We start from the raw sequence: 23839 nt of genomic DNA on the forward strand, positions 1-23839 counted from the left end.
TTTTTACTTAACTATCAATATTTCAGTATATTGAATAGTTGAAATCCTCGAAAAAATCCCCCAACCCCCTTTAGAAAGGGGGAATTGCTGAAAATGTGATTTTTTGCTGAAATTGGGTAATGCAATCGGGCTAATAAACGCCAAGGTTTTTAAATTCCGTAAGCCCGAACGTGCACAAATCCCCCTTATCAAGGGGGCAAGGGGGATTTTTTTACTTAACTATCAATATTTCAGTATATTGAATAGTTGAAATCCTCGAAAAAATCCCCCAACCCCCTTTTAAAAAGGGGGAATTGTTTACGTTGGGATTTTTAGATTTTACCTTCCTGATGAAGCGTTACTTCTTTCATACCCTGCCGGATACTTTCCAGAATTTCCTGCTTGCTAGGTTCCTCAAAATCCTATGGATACGAATGAAATCCAGGCTTTTCACGAAATTGAGAAAAGCGGCGGCTTTGCTGTCTTTGATGTCTAAAGTTACTTTCATAGTTGACTATTATAATTATATCAAATAGCTTTTTACCTTTTCTCTTTCCACCCTAAAACTGCCCGGCTACCCGCTTGAAATAATCCATGCTTTCTTTGACTTCCGGCAGGTTGTTTTCCCAGTTGTGTTCGTATTCGGCGGAAAAGACACCTTCAAACCCTTGCCGGTTCAATTCGTGCAGGACCCCGGCTACATTGCAAGTGCCCGTGCCCCAGGGGATATCGTGTGCATCCCGGACACCGGCTTTGTTCAGGTCTTTCATATGAAGGCTGATGATTCTTCCTTCCAGTTTGCGCAGGCTTGCTACCGGATCCAGGCCGGAGCGCACCCAGTGGCCGATATCCGCACAGACCCCCATCAGTTCGGACCGGCCTTCCAGAAAGCGCAAGGGCACTTCCGGATGCCAGTATAGGGAAGGCAGGGGGTGGTTGTGCAGGGCAATTTTTATCTGGTGTTCTATGGCCAACTTTTCGATCAGGTCGAATTGATTGGGCCTGGGCTCGGTGGTCAGGATGCCTATGCCCATTTCTTTGGCAAATGCAAACAAGTCCGGCCATTCCTCATCACTGGGGCTGGCTACCCCATAGGCTACAGCTTCGATATCGTACTGTTGCAGTAAGGACTTGATTTTATCCTTTTCTTCCTGTGATGCCGCAAAGTGCGTGGTGGCATCACCCGTTTTGGTGATTTTTTGCCCCGGGTACAGCTCCACATAGCGTACGCCGATACTGTTAAGTTTTTCAAGGGTTTCTTCCAGGGAAAAGAGGCGAAAGGTATAGGCCTGACTGCCCAGTTTCCATCCGGAGGGAATTTCCTGCTGCGCCTGGGCAGCAAGGGTAAGGAAGGCGGTCAATGCAAGGATAAGGGAGCGAAGGAATAAGGTTTTCATTTAGATCAGGTTTTTGGGAAATAACTTTTTGTTAAAACTACTTATTTTTATTGAATTCTAAAATTCGAATTGCATCGGGTTATGTACCTTGCGAGAAAGTAGTATTATCCATAAAATCTTTCTCTATGCTTATTGAAGCTCCTTTTTCCGGGAATAGATTCCTAGCCTCCCAAACCCTTTCTGCCGACCTGGTTGTCGTTGGTGGTGGGATGGCCGGTATTTGTGCCGCCATTACAGCTGCCCGGCAGGGCTTGGAAGTGGTCCTGGTACAGGACCGGCCGGTGCTGGGGGGAAACGCCTCTTCCGAGATCCGGCTCTGGATCCTGGGAGCCACTTCCAGCATGGGCAATAACAACCGCTGGGCCAGGGAGGGGGGCATTATCGATGAAATCTTGTTGGAAAACCAATACCGGAATCCGGAAGGCAATGCCCTGATTCTGGATACGGTGCTACTGGAAAAAGTAACCCAGGAGCCAAACATTACCCTATTGCTGAACACGGCCGTCCATGCCTGTGAAAAAGCGGGCGGCAGCCGAATCGCCAAAGTGCTGGCCTTTTGCAGCCAAAATAGCACCCAGTACCGGCTGGAGGCACCCTTGTTCGTAGACGCTTCGGGAGATGGAATCCTGGGGTACCTTTCAGGTGCAGCCTTTCGCATCGGAGCGGAATCCCGGGAGGAGTTTGACGAAGCCTTTGCTCCGGAAGAGGCCTATGGCGAGCTTTTGGGCCATTCCCTGTATTTCCACAGCAAGGACACGGGAAAGCCGGTGCGGTTTTTTCCTCCGGCATTTGCCAACACCGACCTGGCCAGCCTGCCCCGTTTTCATACCTTTAACCTGTACGACAGGGGTTGCCGCTTGTGGTGGGTGGAATACGGGGGTCGATTGGACACCATACACGCCACCGAAACCATCAAATGGGAGCTTTGGCGCATCATCTATGGAATCTGGCACCATATCAAAAATTCCGGAGACTACCCCGAGATGGAAACCCATACCCTGGAATGGGTGGGCATGATCCCCGGTAAGCGGGAAAGCCGGCGTTTCGAGGGGGATTACATGCTTTCCCAGCGGGATGTAGTGGAGCAGCGTAGGCCTACAGATAGGGTTTCCTACGGAGGCTGGGCCCTGGACCTGCATCCGGCAGATGGCATTTACGGGGAGTTACCCGGCTGCACCCAATGGCATGCCAAAGGGGTGTACGGCATTCCCTACCGCTGCCTTTACAGTAGAAATATCGACAACCTGTTTTTGGCAGGCAGGATCATCAGTGCCAGCCATGTGGCCTTTGGTTCCTCAAGGGTGATGGCCACTTGTGCCCACAATGCCCAGGCAGTAGGAATGGCTGCCGCGCTCTGTAAAGCGGAGGGTCTGTTGCCCCGGGATCTGATGGAAGGGGAGCTGATGGATAATTTGCAGCAGCGACTGATGGGTATGGGGCAGTACCTGCCTGGAATGCATTTGCGGGATACCGATAATCGGGTCAAAACGGCTTCTTTATCTGTTTCTTCTACTTTTAGTTTGCAGCAGTTACCGGCAGATGCCGGATGGAAAGCCCTGGACAGCAGCATGGCGCAAATGCTTCCACTGGAAGCAGGTAGGATTCCGGTTTTTACCTTTGAGGTGAAGGCAAAGAAAGCAAGCCATCTGGTACTCCGCTTATTGGGCAGTAGCCTACCGGGTAACTTTACCCCGGACAGGCAATTGGCCGAAAAAGAGTTTTCGGTTTCCAAAGGGGTACAGGAACTGACAGTGGATTTTGGTCAACTACTGGATGCATCCGCGTATTATTTTATAGCTTTTGAGGCAAATCCCTTTGTTCAGGTAGGCATTAGCCAGCTAAGGCTAACCGGCTTGCTGACGGTTTTTAACCGGGTCAATTTGGATGTTGCCAAAGGCAGCCGACAGGAACCGCCGGAAGGCCTGGGCGTGGATGCTTTTGATTTTTGGTTGCCCGAAAGGCGGCCGGGAGGGCATAACCTGGCCATCGGCTGCACGCCGGCAGTAAATCTGTACCGCTCGGAATTCCTGCTTAACGAGATGTTTCGGCCAACCACCCAAACCAATGCCTGGGTAGCGGATCCAACGGATCCCGAACCTACCCTCGTTTTTTCCTGGCCGCTGCAGCAGGAAATCAGGAAAATTTTGCTTTGGTTTGATACGGACTATGATCACCCCCTGGAGTCGACCCTAAGGGGCCATGAGGAGCGGGTGATGCCTTTTTGTGTGCGGGAGTTTCGGCTGCTCGATGAGCGGGGCAGCCTGCTTTTTGAGGAAAAAAATAACCACCAAAGCAGGTGTGAGATTGTCCTTGCCCCCGCTATCAGGGCTAAAAAAATTGTGCTTCAGCTCAAACACCCCGAGAAGAAGGTACCCGCTGGTTTGTTTGGAGTAGGTTTTTATTCCTGAAGTGAGTATAGTAACCTGGCTTGATTTAAAATGTTACCGTAATAAAATCCCTCTTTTTCCCTCCGTCGCGGCGGAGGGATTTGGGCCCATAAGATTTACGGACACGTTATTACCGTGGGATTTGCTCATCGCTTTGCAATGGCTTCATTTCAGCATCAAAATAAGCATTTCAGCAATTCCCCCTTTTCAAGGGGGCAAGGGGGATTTTTTCGTGCATTTTTAATTTTAATAGGTTGATTATTAGAATGTTGACATATTAAAATCCCGCTTTTCCCCCCTTAGAAATGGGGATTTGGGTACGTAAGGATTTACGGACACGTTATTACCATGGGATTTGCTCAGTGACTTGCAATGGCTTCAATTCAATTAGCATTTCAGCTATTTCCCTCTTCCACGGCGGAGGGCCAAGGGGATTTTTTAAATTCAGATAGCGTTGTGACAATGAAATCCGACCAATTGCCTGGCATGGTGCCCATTTTTCATAACTACCGACCTTTTACTGAAATTAACTTTTTAATAAATTCCAACTGCAAATAGTTGTATTTTAAAATCAAAAAAGTTATTTTCATACGTATAATTTTGTTTAACTTTAACTTTATTTGTTATGAGTACCAACAACTCAATTTCCATCCAGATTCCTGAGGCGGAGTTAACGTCCATCAGGGAAGCCTTAAACACACTTAAAACTACACTGGGTCCTTACCTGATCGCCCTGACGCCTGCCCGGCGGCAGACGGTTCCCAAAATGAGCGATGGCACCATTCCCTTTGTGGAAAAGGCCATGGAGTATGCCCAGGAAGACGGACAGTTTTTGCCACCCTATGTTCAATTGCAGGAAATGGAAAAGGACTGGATGACAGTCAAAAACCTGATGCCTGTACTTAGGGACCTGCAACAACTGGAAAGTAACCTCAATGACTCGGTGATGATGGCAGGTTCGGAAGCCTATGATAGCTATTACAATTCTGTCAAATACGGGGCAAGAATAAATGTAGCCGATGCCAAGGTTATTTATGAGGACCTGAGGCAGCGGTTTTCCAGATCAGCAAGCCCATCGAATAACGGAACGGAAATGTAAAAAAAAGAAAAGTTGCTTATGTCACCTAAAACAAATTAAAGGGTGCAGTTGGATCTTACCAGGCTGCACCCTTTCCGATTTGAAAACTTCGAGACCCTTTTTTATGGTTTAGCCCACTCCATAACCCCTTATCTGCGGTTATAAACATCGCTGCTCCGGTTCAGAAACACACTGCTTCAATTCAGCAATGCAACGGTTCGATTCCTACTTTCAACCGCTCATTTATTTTATTCAACGGTGCACCTTTTAGGTGAAACCTTGCATAAAAAAGCTGCAAAAGGCTGCCAAAAACCTGCGACGATTCACCTCAAAATCGAAACGTTGCATATAAAAAACTGACAGGCGAGGTTCTGAACTGCAGGATTTGGGTTCAGAAGTCCCCATTTTTAAAATAAAACCGAAAATTTCCGGTAAAAATGTCAGCCTTTTGGTTTCGGAAATAAAGAACTGTCAGTTTTTAGTAAAATCCTTCGGTTTTGAGCTTCAAAAGTCGACTTCGGAATCGAAACGTTCGATATTTTAAATTCAACGCTGTCAGTTTTTGGTAAACGCTTGTCAGTTTTTAGTCCGGGCCTTTATTTCTGAAGTCCTCAGGTGGGGATAGGAGCAGCCTTTGGGGACTTTGGAAGTGCCCGTTTTGGCTGTTTTTAAGCCAGGTATAGGACAATAGAAGAACTTCCTGTATCAACAGAACCGGTAAATACCCGGGAAATGAAGGAACCAGGCAAAGGTGGAATTCAAAAAAATATCAAAATGCGGCTTGCCTCCTAATCCGAAATGATTAATTTGAAAGCGGAAAGGTGAGGGTTTGGTGGAGTTGATGCTTTCTCGTGAGCACCGATAAGGTATACAGATTTATCACACCTATGATGGATCTCTATACCTTTGGTTAACAGATATGTAAGTTGTATGCAATGCTGGTAAGAGCTGTAGCAAAAATAATATATTGATAGTTAAACTAATATGTCAAAAGTTACAAGTTTTATCGGAGAACATACAGTAGAATTGACAATTGTACCAATGTTCAAAAAAATTCTTGAAGAAGAGTTTGAATTTGTAGTCCCTATATTTCCTTGGATGACAAGAGAAGGAGGAATTATCTCTCAATTAGTTCATAAAAATGATGAATTTAAGATAATTGGATTGTATCCAAGACGACCAAAGCTTTCCACTAAAGAAGCTGATAGCATTTTCATCAAAATAAGTGAACAAATAATTCTTGGTGCAAGAAGCGGACAAGTTCAAGGAATTCCTATCATTGGAGGCTTACCATTAGTTCGAAATTTTTGGGAATTAAGTAATAACCCCGAATGTTTATGGCTAAATCTAGACTTTGAAAAAGGTGCGAAACTGGAATATCAAATCAAATTTGAAAATTCCTTTAAACCTGAGAAACCATTATCAGAAAAAGTCTTAACGTCTTACAATGAAATTCATCAATTGATAAACAAAAAATCTAGAATATTCGATATAAACAATGCAATTGAAGCATTTAGAAAAATAAAAATGGAAAGCATGAACTTAGATTTCTATTCACGTTTTGCTTACATGGGTGGATATAAACCAATATATTTTCTATTGAAGTAAAGCATAGCATACAACAGCGTATATAACTTATGGCGGGTAAAGTGGTAAAATCAAGTTTTGTGCTTTTAAATAAATTTGGAGCAAGCAGACAAGAAAGGGCTTTGAAAACCGCCACAAGTCATATACGCGAAACGTTAGCTAATATTTAAAAACAACATAGATTAAATGAATTTTATAGATATATCTGATTTAAACATATTAACAGATCTTGACGTTTTAAAACGAGATACCCAACCTAATAGCTTTCTATTATACCAGCATAAAGGCGGCTTTTTTGCTGATAATGATAGGATAGGCAATGCTAATCAAAAACGTGCTCATACGAAGTTTTTAGAAGTTTTAGAAAAAGCAAGACAAGATAATATAGCCCTAGTTTTGTCTCCTGAATACTCTTGTCCTAAAAGTGTTATTGATTTCATCATTGGTAATAAAAAGGTGCATCCTCCATTAAATAAAGTATGGGTATTGGGTGGAGAATCAATTAGTAAAGAGGAAATAACACAATTACTTGCAGTTAATCAAGATGATATTCTTATACATTGTGAGGACGTAATTTCCAATACGGATAAAAGATATTCAGACCCTTTGTATTATGTTTTTAATGGTGAACATAGTGGGATTCCTAAGTTGATTATCCTTATCCAATTTAAAACAAGGCATATGGGAGTATGGGGCGGTGGAAAATTGGAAGCTGATAATTTGATTGAGGGTAATGATATTTATATTATTAAAAATTCAAATAGTTCAACTAGGTTAGTATCTTTTATTTGCTCGGAGGCAATGAATGTTAGACAAGAACTAACTCCAGATGTTAAAGATAATATTCTTGATTGGAATGATAAGCCCTTTCTAATTCTTAATCCCCAAATTAATCCTAACCCATCACATATCGAATTTATCAGATTTAGAGATTTTATTTTTGAAGGTAATAAGAAAGAAATCATATCTCTTAATTGGGGAAAAGAAACATTTTTCAATAATAAACCTTGGTATCCAAAGGATATTAATACACCAAGAAGTGGGGTGTTTTTTAAAACATCAGATGTTGAATTGGACTATTCTCCCAATACAATAATCAATAATCACAAAAAAGGATTTTATTTCTTGCATATAATTAGAAATAAGTTTGTTTATTTTCTAAATGGCACAATTGAACTAATTAAGATTGAAAATAAGCCTGTTGATATTATTGAAGGAGTTGCTCAACAAAGAAGAAGAGAAGGACCTGAGGCTAAAATAGTTTATGCATTTGATGTGGGAACTTCTAATTTTACAGAACAACAATCCATAGATGATCAACATATAGAATTTTTTAATCAAAGAGGGATTACTAATAGCTTTTTACTTAATGCGGATAACTCAATTGTGGATAAGGAAAGACTAATAAATATTTCCACTGGCAAAATCATTGGTAAGCTTGAAAACAAATGGTGTGAAGTTCTTTATTTGAATAGCTTCAATCTGAAAGAAGCAGATGAGTGTAATTGTAGAATGACGTATGTGGAAGATACATATACATCAAGTGAAATGATTAGAACCCTTAATTGCACTTATTTAATAGAATTGGATGAGACAATTCTACCAGATAAATCTCAATATCCAGAAAGTATAAAAGATCTTGCTTATCATAATATTATTCTTTCGTATTCTCAGGATGCATCTACCTATAAATACAAGTATAATTTAACGAATCAAAATGGTGATACAAAAATGGCAACAGTTTGTTATTTAGGTAATGTTTCAGCTAGTCAGGTTAAAAACACCTATGATGAACTACAAAAACTATTTGACGAAGGGACAGAAAGTAAACGTAGAATAGTTGTTTTTTATAAAAACGGAACAGATTTACGTTCTAAATATGATGAAACTGCAGGCAGTTTTACCACTCCCTCTAATGATAATAGTTCAATTCTTTAAAAATTATGGATACTTCCCAAATTATAGAGAAATCGAGAGAATTATTTACTCATTTTGAGCTGATTAATGATACTTTGTATAAGGGCAACTATCAAATAAACGATAAGTTGGCTGGAATCTATTTTTTGAACTTCAGTGAAAGAATAAGCGAAGAAGATTTTGAAGAACTTCAATATAAATATTTGGCTGATGAATTTTACAAAAATGAAGACAGCCTTCAATGGAATATATATTTACTCTTCATTAACAGTACTATTAATGAAGAACTAAAATCAAAGATATTATCTAACGATAAATATGCTCGTAAGCTATTCTTCAAAGAAAATGAGTTTCTGGACTATTTTGAGTTGGAAAGATCAAATAAAACCCCTTTACCCGATATAGTTTCTGAATGGAAAAAGGAGCTCAAGAGTGTGGATTTACAGGAAGTTTATAGTGAAGCTTCCTATGTAGGTGCTGTTGCAAACTTTCTTGAAAATTCAACAATTAAGGAAGTAAACGAAGGTGCATCAAGAGACTTACCAAGTACTCCAACAATAGAAAGAATAACAAATATTAGTCTCAAAGATAATTACAGAGATTTACCTTTAGCGCGAAATTTTGAATTTGGCTCAGTAAATCTGATTAATGGAGTAAATGGAACAGGAAAAACAAGTTTACTCGAATCAATTGAACTCATTTTAACTGGTAAAACAAATAGAAATAGCGATAGAGATGAGGAAGCGGAATCTATAAGTGCTATTTTAAACAATGATATTGAAGAAGTATATACGCCATACGATAATGGTAAGTATAAGGCCAGAGATACCAAGTGGTATAGTCGTAATCATCTTGTAAGAGGAAACAATTGCTATCAATCATTTAATCAGTTTAACTTTTTTAATACTGATGCTGCATATCAGTTCGCATCTTCCGACCACGAAGATCAGATTAATGAATCTTTAGAAAAAATTATTCTTGGTGCTGAATACACATTTTTGAGAGATAGAATTCAGGGTTTTGAAGGTAGATTAAGACCCGAGCTAAATAGTTTAGAAAGAACATTAGAAGAACAAAAAGAATTAATAAAATATCATACACAATTAATTAATAGTTTAAAATCTGATAGAAATCTTGAAGATATTAAGAAAAATATAGAAGCTAATATTCGAACCCTTAGATATAAAAATACTTTATCTGTAGATAATTATTCAATTTCAAATTTGTATATCAATGAAATAAAGACGGAAATCGAATACATTCTTAATCAAAATTCCGTTTTTGACCTTAACACCCTTAATAAATTAAGAAGCCAGATTGATGAACAATTAGATACGGTAAGTACTCTAAAGGATAAGTATAATGAAAGAATTACTCAACGAATAGATTTTCTTAGCCAGCATAGGACTTTAGAAGTTAAACGTGATAAAATTAAATCAATACTTAAATATTTTGCCATTGAAGACCTTAGAAGCATGCAAGATATTGAGGAGCAACTTCAAAAGTATAATTTGAAAATTTCAAAATTAGAAAAGATTAGAAAAGAGTTTTCTATATTAAATTTTGATTCTTTTTTGAATGAGAATAAAGGATTTGAGGATTTGCAAAAGTCCAAAAACGCAGATTTTCAAAAGGTTAGTTCCGATAGAAAAGACACAGAAAATGAAATAAGAATATTAAGTGAAAATTTCTCAGCTGTTGAAGACATACTCAATAAAATCAAATTATTGGGTAGAGATTTTTTATCGCATAATGAACACTCCCAGAACTGTCCTCTATGTGAGCAACAAATTTCCCATAAAGAGTTGTCAGATAAATTAGATGAAGATTTCAAAAATAATGTGGATAAGAGCATATTGGAAGGAAAATCAAAAATATTATCGGAGTTAAAAACCAAGGAGGCAAACTTAACCTCTGAATTAAAAACGTTAAATGCCTTAAAATTTATAGCTCAGGAAGAAGTCTTGGGTTATGAGACATTATCTGTAAAGGAAATTGGCGTCCGCTTAAATTCTATTTTGAATGAAGAAGCATCAGTAGTACAGGGGAAAACAAAAATAGAAAAAACTTTAGCCCAAGTAACAGCTATTGGAGGTTCTGTTTCGGAGTTCAATTCATTAAGGGAAGAAATCGGTACATATTTGAATACTAGTACTTCTTTTGAAAAAATTGACATAGATAAGCTTTTATTATACTTAGAACATGATATTAAAAAAATAGTCGATACTGTCGAAAATCTAAATCAAGAGAATGATTTACTTATTTCGGACTTAAATAAGTCGCTCTAACTTAAGGAAACCAAAAATGATATTTCAGAAATATTAGATGAAATAAAATTCCAGGACAAAAAGGTAAAAGCTGTAGAGCGTAGCTTTATTAAGATTAAAACATATTTAGACCTTCAAGATGATCTATCTATATTAGAGTTAAGTAAAGATTTGTACGTTTTAGAAGAAAACATCAAATCTCTCAGAGACTCTGAGAATAGGCAAAAAGAGCTACAAAGAGTTATAAAAGAAATGGAAGATGCAAAGTCTTTCATTTCAGAAAATACACTTAAACATACTCGTCTTAAAAAGGCTGTAGAGGTACTTCAAGAACTAAAATCAAACGATGGAGAGAGTGTCTTAGCAGATTATTTTGATAAAAATTTGAAAGAAATAAAAGATATATTTAAGACGATTCACGCACCTCAGGAATTTACAGATTTAAAATTTGAGAATAAGAGATTGGTTTTATACAAAAATGAGGATAAGCATTCAGTAAGTCAAATAAGTACCGGACAAAGAGCCGCATTAGTAATATCAATTTTTATTAGTCTTAACCGAAAGCTGAAGAATGGTCCGAATATTATAATATTTGATGATCCTGTTACTTTTATTGATGATTTTAATGCTTTATCTTTCTTGGATTTCTTAAGATATTTTATTGTCAAGGAGAATAAACAGATATTCTTTGCAACAGCTAATAAGAAATTTTCAACATTATTTAGGAAGAAATTTGAATTTTTGGGTGAGGGAGTTTTTAAGGAATTCGAATTAAAAAGATAAAAAACATCAGCTAACAACTAAATTTTCCCCGGTCTGGCGGGTCATGCTGTGCGGCTTGTAAAGCCAAGCATGAAAACGCTGTTGAGCTGCCTGCCCCGATCTTTTCGGAGAAACCGGTGAAGTGCTTATGGAGTTTGAGTCGGAATTTTTGGGTCGCTTAAGGTGCCATGTCAGGTCAAAAAGTGAATTACCGATACCAGAATTCATTTAAAAAGTAAAAAAGCAGGATTATTTCAGCTATTCGGTGGCCTTCATCGAAAGTTTTTTTAGGGCTGGGACAAAGCTCTCCCAGCCCGATCAAAATCAGGAATAAAATTCCGCCCGGAATGTGTATATATCAAAAGGTTTTCTGTTCATCCATTTTGGCTAAAGCCGGGGTTTACGGGGTTCAATTTCAGGGAATGGGCTAAAGCCACATTCCTATTGAGGATAAAAGGGATTTAATTATCCACTCAATTGCCTAATAGCTGTAGGCAATAAAGATATTGCAGCCCCATTGGCTTTAGCCAAATCTTCCGGATTTAGATATACAAAATCGATGGAATTACCTAATTTTAGAATATGAAGACTAAAGAAGAAAATAAGGAAAAATCGTTTGACGCGGTAAAATTTATGCGTGAGCAGAGAGATCGAATTTCAAAGGACATCATGGATTTAAGCCCTGAGGAAATTGTTTCCTATTTCGAAAAAAAGACCAAAAGGGAAAAGCGAAAGTAGGAATTTAATTAGGGAATGGGCTAAAGCCGCATTCCTATTTGAGGAGTAATCATTTGGAACCTGGATTTTTTCCTCAATTGCCTACTGCTTTAGCTGTAGGCAATATAGGTATTACAGCCTCTCCTAGGCTTTAGCCAAATCATTTATCCATAAACCTATCGAATCCACATTTTGCTATTTCATATATTTTGGCTAAAGCCGGGGTTTACGGGGTTCAATTTCAGGGAATGGGCTAAAAGCCACATTCCTATTGAGGATGAATGGGATTGAATTACCCACTCAATTGCCTAATAGCTGTAGGCAATAAAGGTATTGCAGCCTCCTTGACTTTAGCCAACAGACTTTATCCGTCAATTTACGATTAATATAACCCTAGAAATGCCTTCAAATCAGCATTTCAGCTATTCCCTCCGCCGCGAGAGAGCATTGGAGATTTTAACGGTAACAACAAGCAAAAATGCAATAAATACGCTACGGGTTTACTCAAGAGATAAAAAAATCAGGTGCTTTCCCGGACGATCAGCCTGGATTTGATGACCTCGTGTCTTTTCTTATGGGCCTCCCCGGAGCAGGCGATCTCCTCCAGCAGTACCCGGGCGGCCATTTCCCCCATTTCAAAAGAGGGTTGGGCCATGGTGGTAATGGCCGGACTGATGAATCGGCTGGTTTCGTCGTTTCCAAATCCGGCAATGGACAATTGCTCCGGAACCTGAATGCCCAGTTGGTGGGCGGCATGCATGGCTCCGATGGCCAGAATATCCGCAAAACAAACGAGTCCATCCGGTTTGTCCGCATGGGCCCATAACTGTTGCAAGGCATCACCGGCAAGGTCAAAGGTAAAATCTTCCAGGGTAATGATCAAATGTTGTTTCACCTGTAAGCCAGCTGCAATTAAAGCCTTTTGGTAGCCTTTCAGCCTGTCCTGGCAGACACCCAGGGCAAGCGGGCCACCGATATAGGCAATGTTTTCTCTACCTTTTTCAATTAAATGGTTGGTTAAGATAAAGGCACCGTATTCATCGTCGGTTTTGATTTTTGAGGTTCCCAGATTGGCACAGGTCCGTTCATAAAGCACCACCGGCACCTCTCTATCGATTACATGTTGTACATGATCAAAAGTCCAGGTCTCCTTTGAAAAAGAGATGATAATGCCATCTACCTTACTATTGGCCAGTGTTTCCACAATTTCCACCTCTTTTTTATAGGATTCGCCGGATTGGAAAATCATCACTTTATAGCCTTCCTGATAGGCCATGTTTTCGATACCTGAAATGGAATTGGACCAGAAATAGCGGTTGATGGTCGGAACGACCACGCCGATGATTTTGGATTTCTTGCTACTCAGGCTACTGGCCAGCAGGTTGGGGTGGTAATCCATGGATTTGGCCATTTTCAGCACGGCCTCTTTGGTTTCCTTTTTGATTTCCGAGGAATTCCGCAGTGCACGGGATACGGTTGCAATGGAAACCTGAAGCTTTTCGGCAATGTCTTTGATGGTGGTGGGTTTTTTCATAAGGGTCAAAGATTACTGAAATCAGCACAAACATAAGGCCATGTTTTAAAGGTACTACTGAATAATGAGTATCAGATGCAGCAGAAACACAATTTGTTAACAAAAGACCCGATTTTTTGAATTTTTACTAAATGTAAACGTTTTCGATAACGTTTACAATATAATAATTCTATTATTATTGATTTTCAACTTTTTTATAGCGTAAAATCCTATTAATATTGGAATAATATTCTGATTAACTATTATTTTAATTAATGATATTGTGAAACCTAAAATCAACCAAAAATGAAAACAAAATTACTATTATGTTTGGGGCTACTCTTTATGGGAGGAGTGGGCCTGGCATTTGGACAATCGGTCCAGGTAAGTGGTACTGTTTTGGATGAATCCGATCAGCCACTTCCGGGAGCCAGCATACTGGTCAAAGGTACCAGTACGGGAACGGTCACTGATATTGATGGGGAATATCAAATTAATGTGCCCAATCAGGGTGCTACCCTGGTATTTTCATTTCTGGGGTATATCACCCAGGAGGTGTCATTAAATAACAGGCAGGTAATAGATGTGAGCCTGCAGCCCGATATGTCAGAATTGGGCGAAGTAGTGGTCGTAGGTTACGGTACCCAAAAGAAAAGTGACTTAACGGGAGCGGTAGCAACAATCGGCGGAAGAGATTTGGCCGACCGGCGTACCCCTAACGTCTCTCAGGCCTTGCAAGGTCAGGTATCAGGTGTCATGGTGACCCGAAATAACAATGCGCCTGGTTCCTCTGCCAATATCCGGATTAGGGGCGTTACCACCATCGGGGATAGCAATCCGTTGATCATCATGGATGGCGTGCCGGTTAATAGCATCGACCATATCAACCCAAATGACATCGAAAGTATTTCTGTGCTGAAGGACGCGGCATCAGCCTCCATATACGGTTCCCGGGCAGCAGCCGGAGTGATTCTGGTCACCACCAAACGGGCAAAAAAGGGAGAGTTGAGTCTGAATTATAACTTTGAATATGGAACGGAAGTACCCACCAGAATTCCGGAATATGTGGATGTGGTGAGGTATATGGAAATTGTCAATGAATTGCGATGGAATGACAATGGAAATGATGGCAACGAATATCCTCTTTACCCTCAGGAAATGGTGGAAAACTACATGGAACTGAACGCTTCCAATCCTGATTTGTACCCTAATACCGATTGGGTGGGCTTGATTTTGAAAAGTAATGCCCCCAGGCAACGGCATGCGCTGGACATTTCAGGTGGGAGTGAAGCCATCCGGACCAAAGCTTCCATCGTTTATGATAAATTTGATGCTTTATACGAAGGAAGGACATTTGAAAGGGTTACGGCCAGAGTCAATACCGATGGAAACATTACCGATAGGTTAGGGTTTACTGCTGATATATTTTTAAGGAGGGAGATTCTCAACCAGCCCAGCATCGACCCCATCTATTACATGAATATTTCTGCCCCTGTATATGCTGCCGAATGGCAGGACGGAAGGGTAGCTGAAGGCAAAACCGGAGCCAATATTTACGGACAATTAAAGTATGGCGGATTCAGACAAAACTGGGAAAACCAGGTCGGAGGTCGGCTGGGCCTTAATTATGAGGTAATGGAGGGATTGAAGATTTCCGCCATTGCTTCTCCCAATTTTGGCTTTAATAAAGGTAAGAATTTTCAAAAAAGGGTCACCTATTCCGCCTGGGATGATCCTTCCGCAACGCTGGGTACCCTGCAATGGGCCAATTCAACCAACTTGAGTGAGTCACGAAACGATAATTATAATTTGACGACTCAGTTATTGGTAAACTACGATAAGGTAATTGGAAAGCATAACCTCAGTTTAATGGCAGGGAATGAGAGTTTTCAGGCCTTTTATGAAAACCTGGGGGCCTCCAGAGATCAGTTTTTGCTGGACAATTATCCCTACCTGAACCTGGGTCCCTTGGAATTCAGAGGCAATAGTGGCAGTGCCTTTGAAAATGCATATAATTCCTGGTTCGGAAGGGTTTCCTATAATTATGAAGAGAAATATTTTCTTCAGGGGAATATCCGATACGATGCTTCCTCGCGATTTGCACAGGATTACCGATGGGGATCATTTCCATCTTTTTCAGCAGGATGGGTACTGACCAAAGAAAGTTTCTTGCAGGATGCAAGTGCCATTTCCTTCCTTAAACTCAGAGGGTCTTACGGGACCTTGGGCAATGAACGGATAGGGAATTATCCATATCAATCCACCATAGGCTTTAGCAATGTGCTTTTCCATCAGGGTTCTAACGTGGTTTCTTCCCAATCTGCTGCGCAATGGCAATACGCCATACCCGATATTTCCTGGGAAAAAACTTCTTCCTATAACATTGGAGTGGATGCCAATTTCCTGAATTACCGACTGAGTGTTTCCGGTGAGTATTTTAAAAAGACCACCCGCGATATGTTACTGCCCCTGGAAATTCCAGACTATATAGGCTTTGATAATCCGGAGCAAAATACCGGTGAAATGTATACCGAGGGCTGGGAACTCGATATGGGCTGGGCCGACGATATCAACGAGCTGAGTTATTCCGTAAATTTCAATCTGTCAGATTTTCGTTCCGTGATGGGTGATCTTGGAGGCATACAGTTTCTGGGAAATCAGGTACGGATGGAAGGCTCCGAGTTTGACGAATGGTATGGTTACGTCTCTGATGGACTTTACCAGAGTCAGGAAGAAGTGAATAATTCTGCCGTAATGAATGCAAATGTACGTCCCGGGGATGTGAAATATGTGGACATCAGTGGCCCCAATGGTGAACCGGATGGGAGGATCTCCCCGGAGTACGACCGGGTATTACTCGGAGGTAGCATGCCAAGATTCCTGTATGGTGGCAATATCCGCCTGGACTATAAAAACGTTGATTTTGGTGTGGTGATTCAAGGGGTAGGCAAACAAAATTCGCGCCTTTCCGGACTGATGGTACAACCCATCATGGAAAATTGGGGCCATGTTCCAAAAATTCTGGACGGTGAATTCTGGAGCACCTACAACACCGATCAGGAAAACAGGGAAGTGAGTTATCCGAGACTTTCCAGAAACAGTGATGGCAATAATTTTGCCATGTCCGATTTCTGGTTGATCAACGGTGCCTATTTCAGACTAAAGAACATTTCCCTGGGATATACCCTGCCAAGGCCTGTGGTAGAAAGATTGGGTATGCAAAATATTAGGGTTTACACCAATGCTTCGGATGTCTGGACGGTCAACAGCTACCCTCCAGGTTGGGATCCGGAAGTTTCGGCAAGTGGATATCCGATAACCACTTCCTTTTTAATGGGTGTTTCTGTACAATTCTAAATTAAAGTCAGTCATGAAATTAAAATCAATCATATATACTGGAATAGTATTGGGCGGGGTATCCTGTGCTGAATTGGATTTGAATCCGCTTTCAGAAGGATCGAGTGAAGCCTGGTATTCCAATGAGACAGAGGTAGAAATGTCTGTTAATGACCTGTTCAGAATGGTTTTTTGGCCCGGATATAGCGATTCCTGGACGGATGATTACACCAACAGGGAAGCACTTACTCCGGTTACCAATGCCACTATCAATGGGGAATGGGGGACGGTAAACTCTATCTGGAGCAATACCTACAAGGTTATTGCCAGGTCCAATACCATTCTTTTAAACCTGGATAAGATTGAAGGTACTGTCCCGGAACAAACCCTTGATAAATTTGCGGGCAATGCCCATTTTGTGCGGGCAGCCAAATATGGAGAATTGGTTTTCCTATACGGGGATGTGGTCCATTCCACGACTATCCTGGATCTGGATGAAGCCTTTACCATGTCCAGAACCGAAAAAAACACGGTAAAAGAAGCTGTGTACGAAGATTTCAACCGGGCTGCTGAATTATTGCCGGAAGCCTATGGGTCTTCTGAAAATAAATTGGCCACCAAAGGGGCTGCTTATGCGCTCAAAGCCCGCTTTGCCCTGCAAATGGGGGATTACGCGATTGCCAGAGATGCGGCAAAGGCTTGTATGGACCTGGAGATATACGAACTCTATCCGGATTATTCGGAGTTATTTCTGACCAGTACAAGAAATCCCCAGGAAGTGATCTTTGCCATGCCCAGATCCCGGGCCTTGAATGTTACCTGGGGTGTAAGAAATTACCTTCCGAGAAACCGAGGCGGCTGGGGTGGTGCCGTAGCTCCCTCTTGGGACCTGTTCCATGCCTATTTATGCACAGATGGTTTGCCCATAGACGAATCACCCCTTTATGATCCTCAAAACCCATTTGCCAACAGGGATCCTCGCTGTGCAGCCACCATTGTTCCCTTTGGATCCCGACACCTTGATTTTTCCTATCAGCCTCATCCGGATTCTACCATGGTAATGAATTTCAATACAGGAAGCATGCAGACGAATAATGATACCCGTTCGGTTGCTCAGTTTGCCTCATTCAATGGACTACTCATGAAAAAAGGAGTAGATGAAGAATGGCTCCCCAATTTCCAGGCGGAGAACGACGAGATTTTAATGCGCTATGCAGACGTGTTGCTGATGTATGCCGAGGCAAAAATTGAACTAGGAGAAATTGATCCCAGCGTACATGAGGCCATGAACGCGGTGCGGGCCCGTGCATACGGGGTAGATCCGGCTCAAACCGATGCTTACCCCGCCATAACTACTACAGATCAGGTAGCTTTACGAACTCTTTTGAGAACCGAAAGAAGGATGGAGTTTGGTTTTGAAGGAATTCGCTACAGCGATATAATCCGATGGGAGATAGCAGAAAAAGTCTTAAATAGGGATATTTATGGCATGCTGGATGTAGAAGAACTGAAGGAGAAAGTAGTGGACCAGGATCTTTGGTTTTTCCCCATGACTCCGGAAATTGATGAAGACGGGGTCGCAGACCTTTCTCCCATGTATGAAGCAGGATTGGTAAAAAGACTGGCCATCAGAAGGTTTGAAGCACCTAAGCAGTACCTCTGGCCTATTCCTTCCAAGGAAATATTGATCAATGCCAACCTGGATCAAAACCCGGGGTATTAATTTTCGAACCTTTTAATAAATAATTCTCTCATTCAGGCCGCTATTTGGCCCGGATGAGAGAATTTATACCCTTTCCAGATATTGGTGTTTTCCCTTTACTTTCCAGGACGGTGAACCGTTTTTGCAATTGATTATGAAAAATGTATTTTCCTTAGCATTATTATATCTTTGTATCGCCCCCTTGGCTGTTGCTTATCAGCATCGCGGTCCGGGCGGAGAGAAGCCTAATTTTATATTTATTTATTCAGACGATCAGCGCTACGATGCATTGGGTGCCAATGGAAATCCCGTGATAATTACCCCAGAGTTGGATTTATTGGCCCGTCAGGGTATTCAATTTACGAATGCCAATGTTGTATTTGCATTATGCAGTCCCAGCCGGGCGGCATTTCTGACGGGTAGGTATGGAAGCTCAAATGGCGTGCTGGAATTGGGAAGTGATTTAAAGCAGGGAGAAAAAACGGTAGCACAGTACCTGAAGGAGGAGGGCTATCTTACCGGAATGTCAGGCAAATGGCATATTGGCAAAAAGCCGTCGGAAACAGGATTTGATTTTTCAGTATTCTTTACAAGCAACGGCGATTACTACAACAGGTTGATTTATGATGAGGGTAAGGCCATTACTCCTGAAATTCACTGTGATCAGTACTGTGCAAGCCGCTCAGTTGACTTCTTAAAAGATGCCGCAGCGAACGATAAACCCTTTTTCCTATTCCACAATACCCAATTGCCTCACATGAATGGGGATTTGATTTGGGATGCCAAAGAAAAAACCAAGGCTCAATACAGATCTGAAAATATGCCAGTGGCTCACAGTCGCCTGGATGATCTTGCCGATAAGCCTGAATACCTTCAAACGGTTAGAAATTTAACCCAGGCAAGAAGCTATGGTTATCCTAATGCAGACTCAATTAAGAGTCATACCAGAGATTACTATGCAGTAATTACGGAAATGGATCATTTTTTATCCGAACTTTTTGAATCCATAGAAACGCTAGGCCTTCGAGAAAATACCTATATTTTTTTTATGAGTGATAATGGATGGATGCTGGGAGAACATGGTTTTACGAGTAAAGTGTTACCCTACCGGCCTTCCACCCACGTACCTTTTTTTGTGCTAGGGCCAGAACTGGCTCCAGGTGTTAACCAGGAATTGGTCCTCAATATTGACATGGCCCCAACGATTCTGGAGCTTGCTGGAATTGACATTCCTCCGTCCATTCATGGTCGCAGCCTTGTGCCCATTTTAAGAGGAGAGCGTAATGATTGGCGGGAGGGATTTGTATACGAAGGATTGGGGACCTACGGAGGCGCAAAACCCAATTTAGCATTCATCACAAACCGATATAGATACATAGAAACTTATAATGATAGTTTGTTGAATACGATAAATCACATTGAGTTGTATGACCAGCAGAAAGATCCGGATGAAATTGATAATTTGGCGAAAAATGACAAGTTTAAGCCAGTGATTCAAAATGCCCAACAAAAAATACGGGCACATAAGTTATTAAATAATTAGTTAAATAAGAAATGATTCATTAAATTAATAAAGAGATGATAATGAAAAAATGGATGGTATTCATGGCTTTGGTAAGCCTATTTCTCTCTGGATGCAATAGGGCAGACGATACGCCTGAATCGGAGGTACCTCGTTCCATCAGCGGCATCTATCCCCACCTGGCTTATTACAATGAGGAAGGCGAATGTGGCACCGGTGCCGTAGTCCCCTGGGCGGATAAGCTTTGGGTGGTGACCTATGGTCCCCATTTCCCCTTCGGCTCATCGGACAAACTCTATGAGATCAATCCGGATCTGAGTTTTACCACCCGGGAAGAAAGCCTAGGAGGAACCCCGGCCAACCGGATGATCCACAAGGAAAGCGAGCAACTGTTTATTGGCCCCTATGCCATTGACAAAACCGGTAATGTGCGAGCCATCTCGTATGAAACCATGCCGGGCCGCCATACCGGAAATGCAAGGCACCTGACGGATCCGGCCAATAAGATCTATTACGGGACCATGGAAGAGGGTTTTTACGAAGTGGATGTGCACAGCCTGGAAACCAAAACCCTGTATGTAGACGGGAACGTTACCCGTAAGGAAGGAGAAATGGAGCAGGAGGCGGAGTTGTTATTGGGTGCCCATGGGAAAGGATTGTATTCCGGACAAGGGGTAATGGTTTATTCCAACAACGGAGAAACCGGTGAGGCAGCAAAGAAGGATTTTTCTATAGAAGCTGGAGCCCTGTACGAGTGGGATGGAGCCGATTGGCATCTGATCAGAAGAAATCAATTTGTAGAAGTGACGGGCCCAGGAGGAATCCATGGTAATTCGAATCCCGAAACCGACCCGATTTGGGCCACCGGATGGGATCACAAATCGGTAATCCTTGGGGTACGGGACGCAGATGAAGGTTGGGAGTTTTTTCGACTTCCCAAAGCCAGTCACAGCTATGATGGGGCACATGGCTGGAATACCGAATGGCCCCGCATCCGGGATGTGGGCACGGAGGAAGCACCGGATTACCTCATGACCATGCACGGCATGTTTTGGAAATTTCCGGAGACCTTCCAAAAGGGGCAGACCGCCGGTATCCGGCCACGCTCTGCTTACCTGAAGGTCATTGGTGATTTTACCCGCTGGCAGGACGGATTGGTTTTTGGCTGCGATGACTCTGCCCAGCGGGAATTTCTAAACAAGCGAAGTGCAAAAGGAAACATCGAAGGCCCGGGGCAATCCAACTCCAATCTTTGGTTTACCGATATGGACATGCCGGATAAATTGGGACCGGCCACCGCCAACGGTGCCCTCTGGCTCGAGGAGCAGGTAGGTGCCAATGAACCCTCCGAACCCATGTTGTTTTCAGGTTGGCAGGAGAAAAATGTATGGCTGCAAAACCAGGGTGATAAGGCAGTAAATTTTACCCTTGAAATTGATCGGTCGGGAAATGGAGATTGGGAAGAACTGGAACAAGTTTCTCTGGACGGAGCTGAAAGTAGCTGGCTTTCCTTCAATCAGGAAACTGCTGGAGAGTGGATCCGGGTCCAAAGCGATGCCGCTACCCGGGCCACCGTGCACTTGGCTTTTTCCAATCCGGAAAGCCGATCGGCCTATCAAGAGAATATTTTTCAAGGGATTCATTCCATTGAGGAAGATGAATTTATGGGTGGACTGTTGTACGGATTAGGAGATAACCGACGGAAACTCGGCATTGCTGCCAGGCGTTATCAGGGAGAAAGCACTGAAAATGCCGGTTATTATGAAATGGACGAGAAGCTTCAATTGGTCAAAGTGAACGATCCCGAAACAGAGGCTTTTATCAATGAGGGCTTTGCCATTCCGGAAAAGGTGTTCGAGGTGGATGAAGCATCCGTGTTGATAAAAGATGATCAGGGCAGGAGCTGGCGGCTCCCCAAAGGAGAGGCAGCCTTTACGGATCCATCGCTGAAAGGAAAGCTGCGCATTGCCAGAGAGGTAGCCACTGAAAGGGATTTATTCAATTGTCACGGTACTTTCTATGAATTGCCGGCAGAAAATGCCGACGGATTTGCCAAGATCAGGCCCGTCTCCTCCCATCAATTGCGTGTCAATGATTATGCCTCCTACAGGGGCATGTTGCTCCTGACAGGGGTTGACCCTGAGTCAGCTGCTGCCAATGAGCACATCATTCTTTCTGAAGATGGCGAACTGGCGGTTTGGGCTGGGGTGATCGACGACCTGTGGAAACTGGGCAAACCGGTAGGAACGGGAGGTCCCTGGGCCGGTACGTCAGTTGAAGCCGGGGTTCCATCCGACCCGTATTTGTTTGCCTTTTATGATCAGCGGAAATTGGAAATCAAGCACGATTCTCCTGAAGAGGTAACCTTCACCATACAGTTTGAACCCATAGGCCATGGTCCCTGGATGGATTGGAAAGAAGTTACAGTAGCCCCGGGTCAAACACATCTGGAGACCTTTCCAGAGGAGCTGGAGGCCAGGTGGGTTCGCTTGGTGGCGAACAATAAATGTACTGCTACAGCCCTATTTACCTATGAATAAAGGCACTTATTTGTTTTTGAATAATAATGGTTGAACCTGGTTTAAAAATATTGACCTATAGTCTAACACTGTTGATCAGTTTGGCTGCGAGCTTACAAGACCCGCAGGAGGATCAGGTGGAAAACAAGCGCTTAATTGAGGTAGTTGAAACCGACTCCATTCGTTACGAGCTGTTTGTCATAGAAGATGCTGAGGGGGTTGCCAGGGAATACCTGGCGGAAATTTTTACTCCGGTTTGTCATACCGATAAATGCTATCCGGTGTATATTAATTTTTACTGGGACCTGTTGGGTAATTTTCAGCAATTTGAAATGCCGGAAGGCGAGATCCTGACCAAGCTGGATCATATTCCCTTTGAAGAGGAGGATTATGAGCAATTGGAAGCCATACTCAGCAATGAAAATTCCATTCTGGGGGATTATTCCATCACGGATTTGGTAGGGAGCACCAACACGGCAGAATCCAATGGGGTAGATGCTGTAACGGGTGCGACCTCCAAAACCATTCAGAATGAAGTGATATCGGGAGCTGTTTATTCCTGTTACACCCTTTGGCACCTGGCCCATGGCAATCTTGCTGAAAGGACAAGAGCCCATACAGAAGATCAGCATACTGATAAGACCCTAATTCGATTTTTAGAGAGCGGGCATCATCCTTACCAATATTGGGCGCTGGAGAAAATTCAGGAAAAGGGTGCTGAAAATGATCCCCGCTTTGCGGAGCCCTTGCTGCAAATGATCAGGGGAAAGAATATTTTCCTGGCTACCCATCTTCTAAAAGAATTACCAACGGAGATGTTTCATTCTCAGGGACGGCAGGCCTGGCTCTGGGAAACCTTCGAAGAATCCCCTTATCGCCTTCAGATGCATATTTTGGAAAAGATGGCTTCGCTGGAATTGAAGCCGGAAAGCCAAATGAAGCTATTGGCCCAATTAGAAGAAAGCAATCCTGCCCAACGAAAGAGGTTATTTGAGGTTTTGCGAAAACAACAAAATCTGGGAAAGGCGCAGCAAGAAATGATATTGACCTATCTGGGTAAAGGCTTGTGGGAGCAGGAATTGCTCGCGGTATTGGAGATCCAGAACAAACCTGAGAAAGAGGTAAAAAAAGCATTGAAAAATAATCGATAAATACT

The 23839-nt window shown here is 42.3% G+C and carries 14 protein-coding genes; 12 read left to right on the forward strand and 2 right to left on the reverse strand.

The annotated features are described in order from the left end of the window. Nucleotides 1-539 precede the first annotated feature (539 nt). A complete protein-coding gene (locus tag GJQ68_RS00005) occupies nt 540-1376 on the reverse strand; it encodes a sugar phosphate isomerase/epimerase family protein (protein WP_162339913.1) in 837 nt (278 codons plus the stop codon). Between the two features lie 125 nt (nt 1377-1501). Here GJQ68_RS00005 and GJQ68_RS00010 point away from each other — a divergent pair, with 125 nt between their 5' ends. The 7 genes from GJQ68_RS00010 (at nt 1502) to GJQ68_RS00040 (ending at nt 12112) form a co-directional block, all read left to right on the forward strand. Further along, a complete protein-coding gene (locus GJQ68_RS00010) occupies nt 1502-3784 on the forward strand; it encodes an FAD-dependent oxidoreductase (RefSeq protein WP_162415275.1) in 2283 nt (760 codons plus the stop codon). Between the two features lie 604 nt (nt 3785-4388). After that, nucleotides 4389-4862, forward strand: coding sequence for a hypothetical protein (locus tag GJQ68_RS00015; protein ID WP_202927847.1), 474 nt, complete (start codon nt 4389-4391; stop codon nt 4860-4862). A 963-nt stretch (nt 4863-5825) separates the two neighbouring features. Beyond that, complete coding sequence (locus tag GJQ68_RS00020; RefSeq protein ID WP_162415276.1) at nt 5826-6449, forward strand: hypothetical protein; 624 nt, start codon at nt 5826-5828, stop codon at nt 6447-6449. A gap of 165 nt (nt 6450-6614) precedes the next feature. Continuing rightward, nucleotides 6615-8366 (forward strand): hypothetical protein, encoded by a 1752-nt coding sequence (locus GJQ68_RS00025; protein WP_162415277.1) that lies wholly within the window; start codon nt 6615-6617, stop codon nt 8364-8366. A gap of 5 nt (nt 8367-8371) precedes the next feature. After that, nucleotides 8372-10633: an AAA family ATPase gene (locus GJQ68_RS00030; RefSeq protein WP_162415278.1), complete on the forward strand. Its 2262-nt coding sequence runs from the start codon at nt 8372-8374 to the stop codon at nt 10631-10633. Nucleotides 10634-10783: 150 nt separating this feature from the next. Then, nucleotides 10784-11395, forward strand: a complete 612-nt coding sequence (locus GJQ68_RS00035) for an ATP-binding cassette domain-containing protein (RefSeq protein ID WP_162415279.1) — start codon at nt 10784-10786, stop codon at nt 11393-11395. 561 nt (nt 11396-11956) lie between these two features. Beyond that, a complete protein-coding gene (locus tag GJQ68_RS00040) occupies nt 11957-12112 on the forward strand; it encodes a hypothetical protein (RefSeq protein WP_162415280.1) in 156 nt (51 codons plus the stop codon). 499 nt (nt 12113-12611) lie between these two features. On the opposite strand, the gene GJQ68_RS00045 is transcribed toward GJQ68_RS00040, so the two are convergent. After that, nucleotides 12612-13625, reverse strand: coding sequence for a LacI family DNA-binding transcriptional regulator (locus tag GJQ68_RS00045; protein WP_162415281.1), 1014 nt, complete (start codon nt 13623-13625; stop codon nt 12612-12614). Nucleotides 13626-13910: 285 nt separating this feature from the next. Between GJQ68_RS00045 and GJQ68_RS00050 the strand changes: the two genes are divergently transcribed. The 5 genes from GJQ68_RS00050 (at nt 13911) to GJQ68_RS00070 (ending at nt 23834) form a co-directional block, all read left to right on the forward strand. Continuing rightward, a complete protein-coding gene (locus GJQ68_RS00050) occupies nt 13911-16961 on the forward strand; it encodes a SusC/RagA family TonB-linked outer membrane protein (RefSeq protein WP_162415282.1) in 3051 nt (1016 codons plus the stop codon). A gap of 13 nt (nt 16962-16974) precedes the next feature. Further along, complete coding sequence (locus tag GJQ68_RS00055) at nt 16975-18663, forward strand: RagB/SusD family nutrient uptake outer membrane protein (RefSeq protein WP_162415283.1); 1689 nt, start codon at nt 16975-16977, stop codon at nt 18661-18663. A gap of 133 nt (nt 18664-18796) precedes the next feature. Further along, nucleotides 18797-20185 carry a sulfatase-like hydrolase/transferase gene (locus tag GJQ68_RS00060; protein WP_162415284.1) on the forward strand — a complete coding sequence of 463 codons (1389 nt, stop codon included), beginning with the start codon at nt 18797-18799 and terminating at the stop codon, nt 20183-20185. A 41-nt stretch (nt 20186-20226) separates the two neighbouring features. Continuing rightward, nucleotides 20227-22704 carry a hypothetical protein gene (locus GJQ68_RS00065; RefSeq protein ID WP_202927848.1) on the forward strand — a complete coding sequence of 826 codons (2478 nt, stop codon included), beginning with the start codon at nt 20227-20229 and terminating at the stop codon, nt 22702-22704. A 50-nt stretch (nt 22705-22754) separates the two neighbouring features. Further along, nucleotides 22755-23834: a hypothetical protein gene (locus GJQ68_RS00070; RefSeq protein WP_162415286.1), complete on the forward strand. Its 1080-nt coding sequence runs from the start codon at nt 22755-22757 to the stop codon at nt 23832-23834. Nucleotides 23835-23839 lie beyond the last annotated feature (5 nt).

The organism is Cyclobacterium roseum, assembly GCF_010119225.1.
In the GTDB taxonomy this organism is placed as follows: domain Bacteria; phylum Bacteroidota; class Bacteroidia; order Cytophagales; family Cyclobacteriaceae; genus Cyclobacterium; species Cyclobacterium roseum.

Excerpts from the sequence above, each read along its gene's own strand:
- GJQ68_RS00005 (WP_162339913.1), bottom strand. The coding sequence starts at position 1,376 with ATGAAAACCTTATTCCTTCGCTCCCTTATCCTTGCATTGACCGCCTTC.
- GJQ68_RS00010 (WP_162415275.1), top strand. The coding sequence starts at position 1,502 with ATGCTTATTGAAGCTCCTTTTTCCGGGAATAGATTCCTAGCCTCCCAA.
- GJQ68_RS00015 (WP_202927847.1), top strand. The coding sequence starts at position 4,389 with ATGAGTACCAACAACTCAATTTCCATCCAGATTCCTGAGGCGGAGTTA.
- GJQ68_RS00020 (WP_162415276.1), top strand. The coding sequence starts at position 5,826 with ATGTCAAAAGTTACAAGTTTTATCGGAGAACATACAGTAGAATTGACA.
- GJQ68_RS00025 (WP_162415277.1), top strand. The coding sequence starts at position 6,615 with ATGAATTTTATAGATATATCTGATTTAAACATATTAACAGATCTTGAC.
- GJQ68_RS00030 (WP_162415278.1), top strand. The coding sequence starts at position 8,372 with ATGGATACTTCCCAAATTATAGAGAAATCGAGAGAATTATTTACTCAT.
- GJQ68_RS00040 (WP_162415280.1), top strand. The coding sequence starts at position 11,957 with ATGAAGACTAAAGAAGAAAATAAGGAAAAATCGTTTGACGCGGTAAAA.
- GJQ68_RS00045 (WP_162415281.1), bottom strand. The coding sequence starts at position 13,625 with ATGAAAAAACCCACCACCATCAAAGACATTGCCGAAAAGCTTCAGGTT.
- GJQ68_RS00050 (WP_162415282.1), top strand. The coding sequence starts at position 13,911 with ATGAAAACAAAATTACTATTATGTTTGGGGCTACTCTTTATGGGAGGA.
- GJQ68_RS00055 (WP_162415283.1), top strand. The coding sequence starts at position 16,975 with ATGAAATTAAAATCAATCATATATACTGGAATAGTATTGGGCGGGGTA.
- GJQ68_RS00060 (WP_162415284.1), top strand. The coding sequence starts at position 18,797 with ATGAAAAATGTATTTTCCTTAGCATTATTATATCTTTGTATCGCCCCC.
- GJQ68_RS00065 (WP_202927848.1), top strand. The coding sequence starts at position 20,227 with ATGAAAAAATGGATGGTATTCATGGCTTTGGTAAGCCTATTTCTCTCT.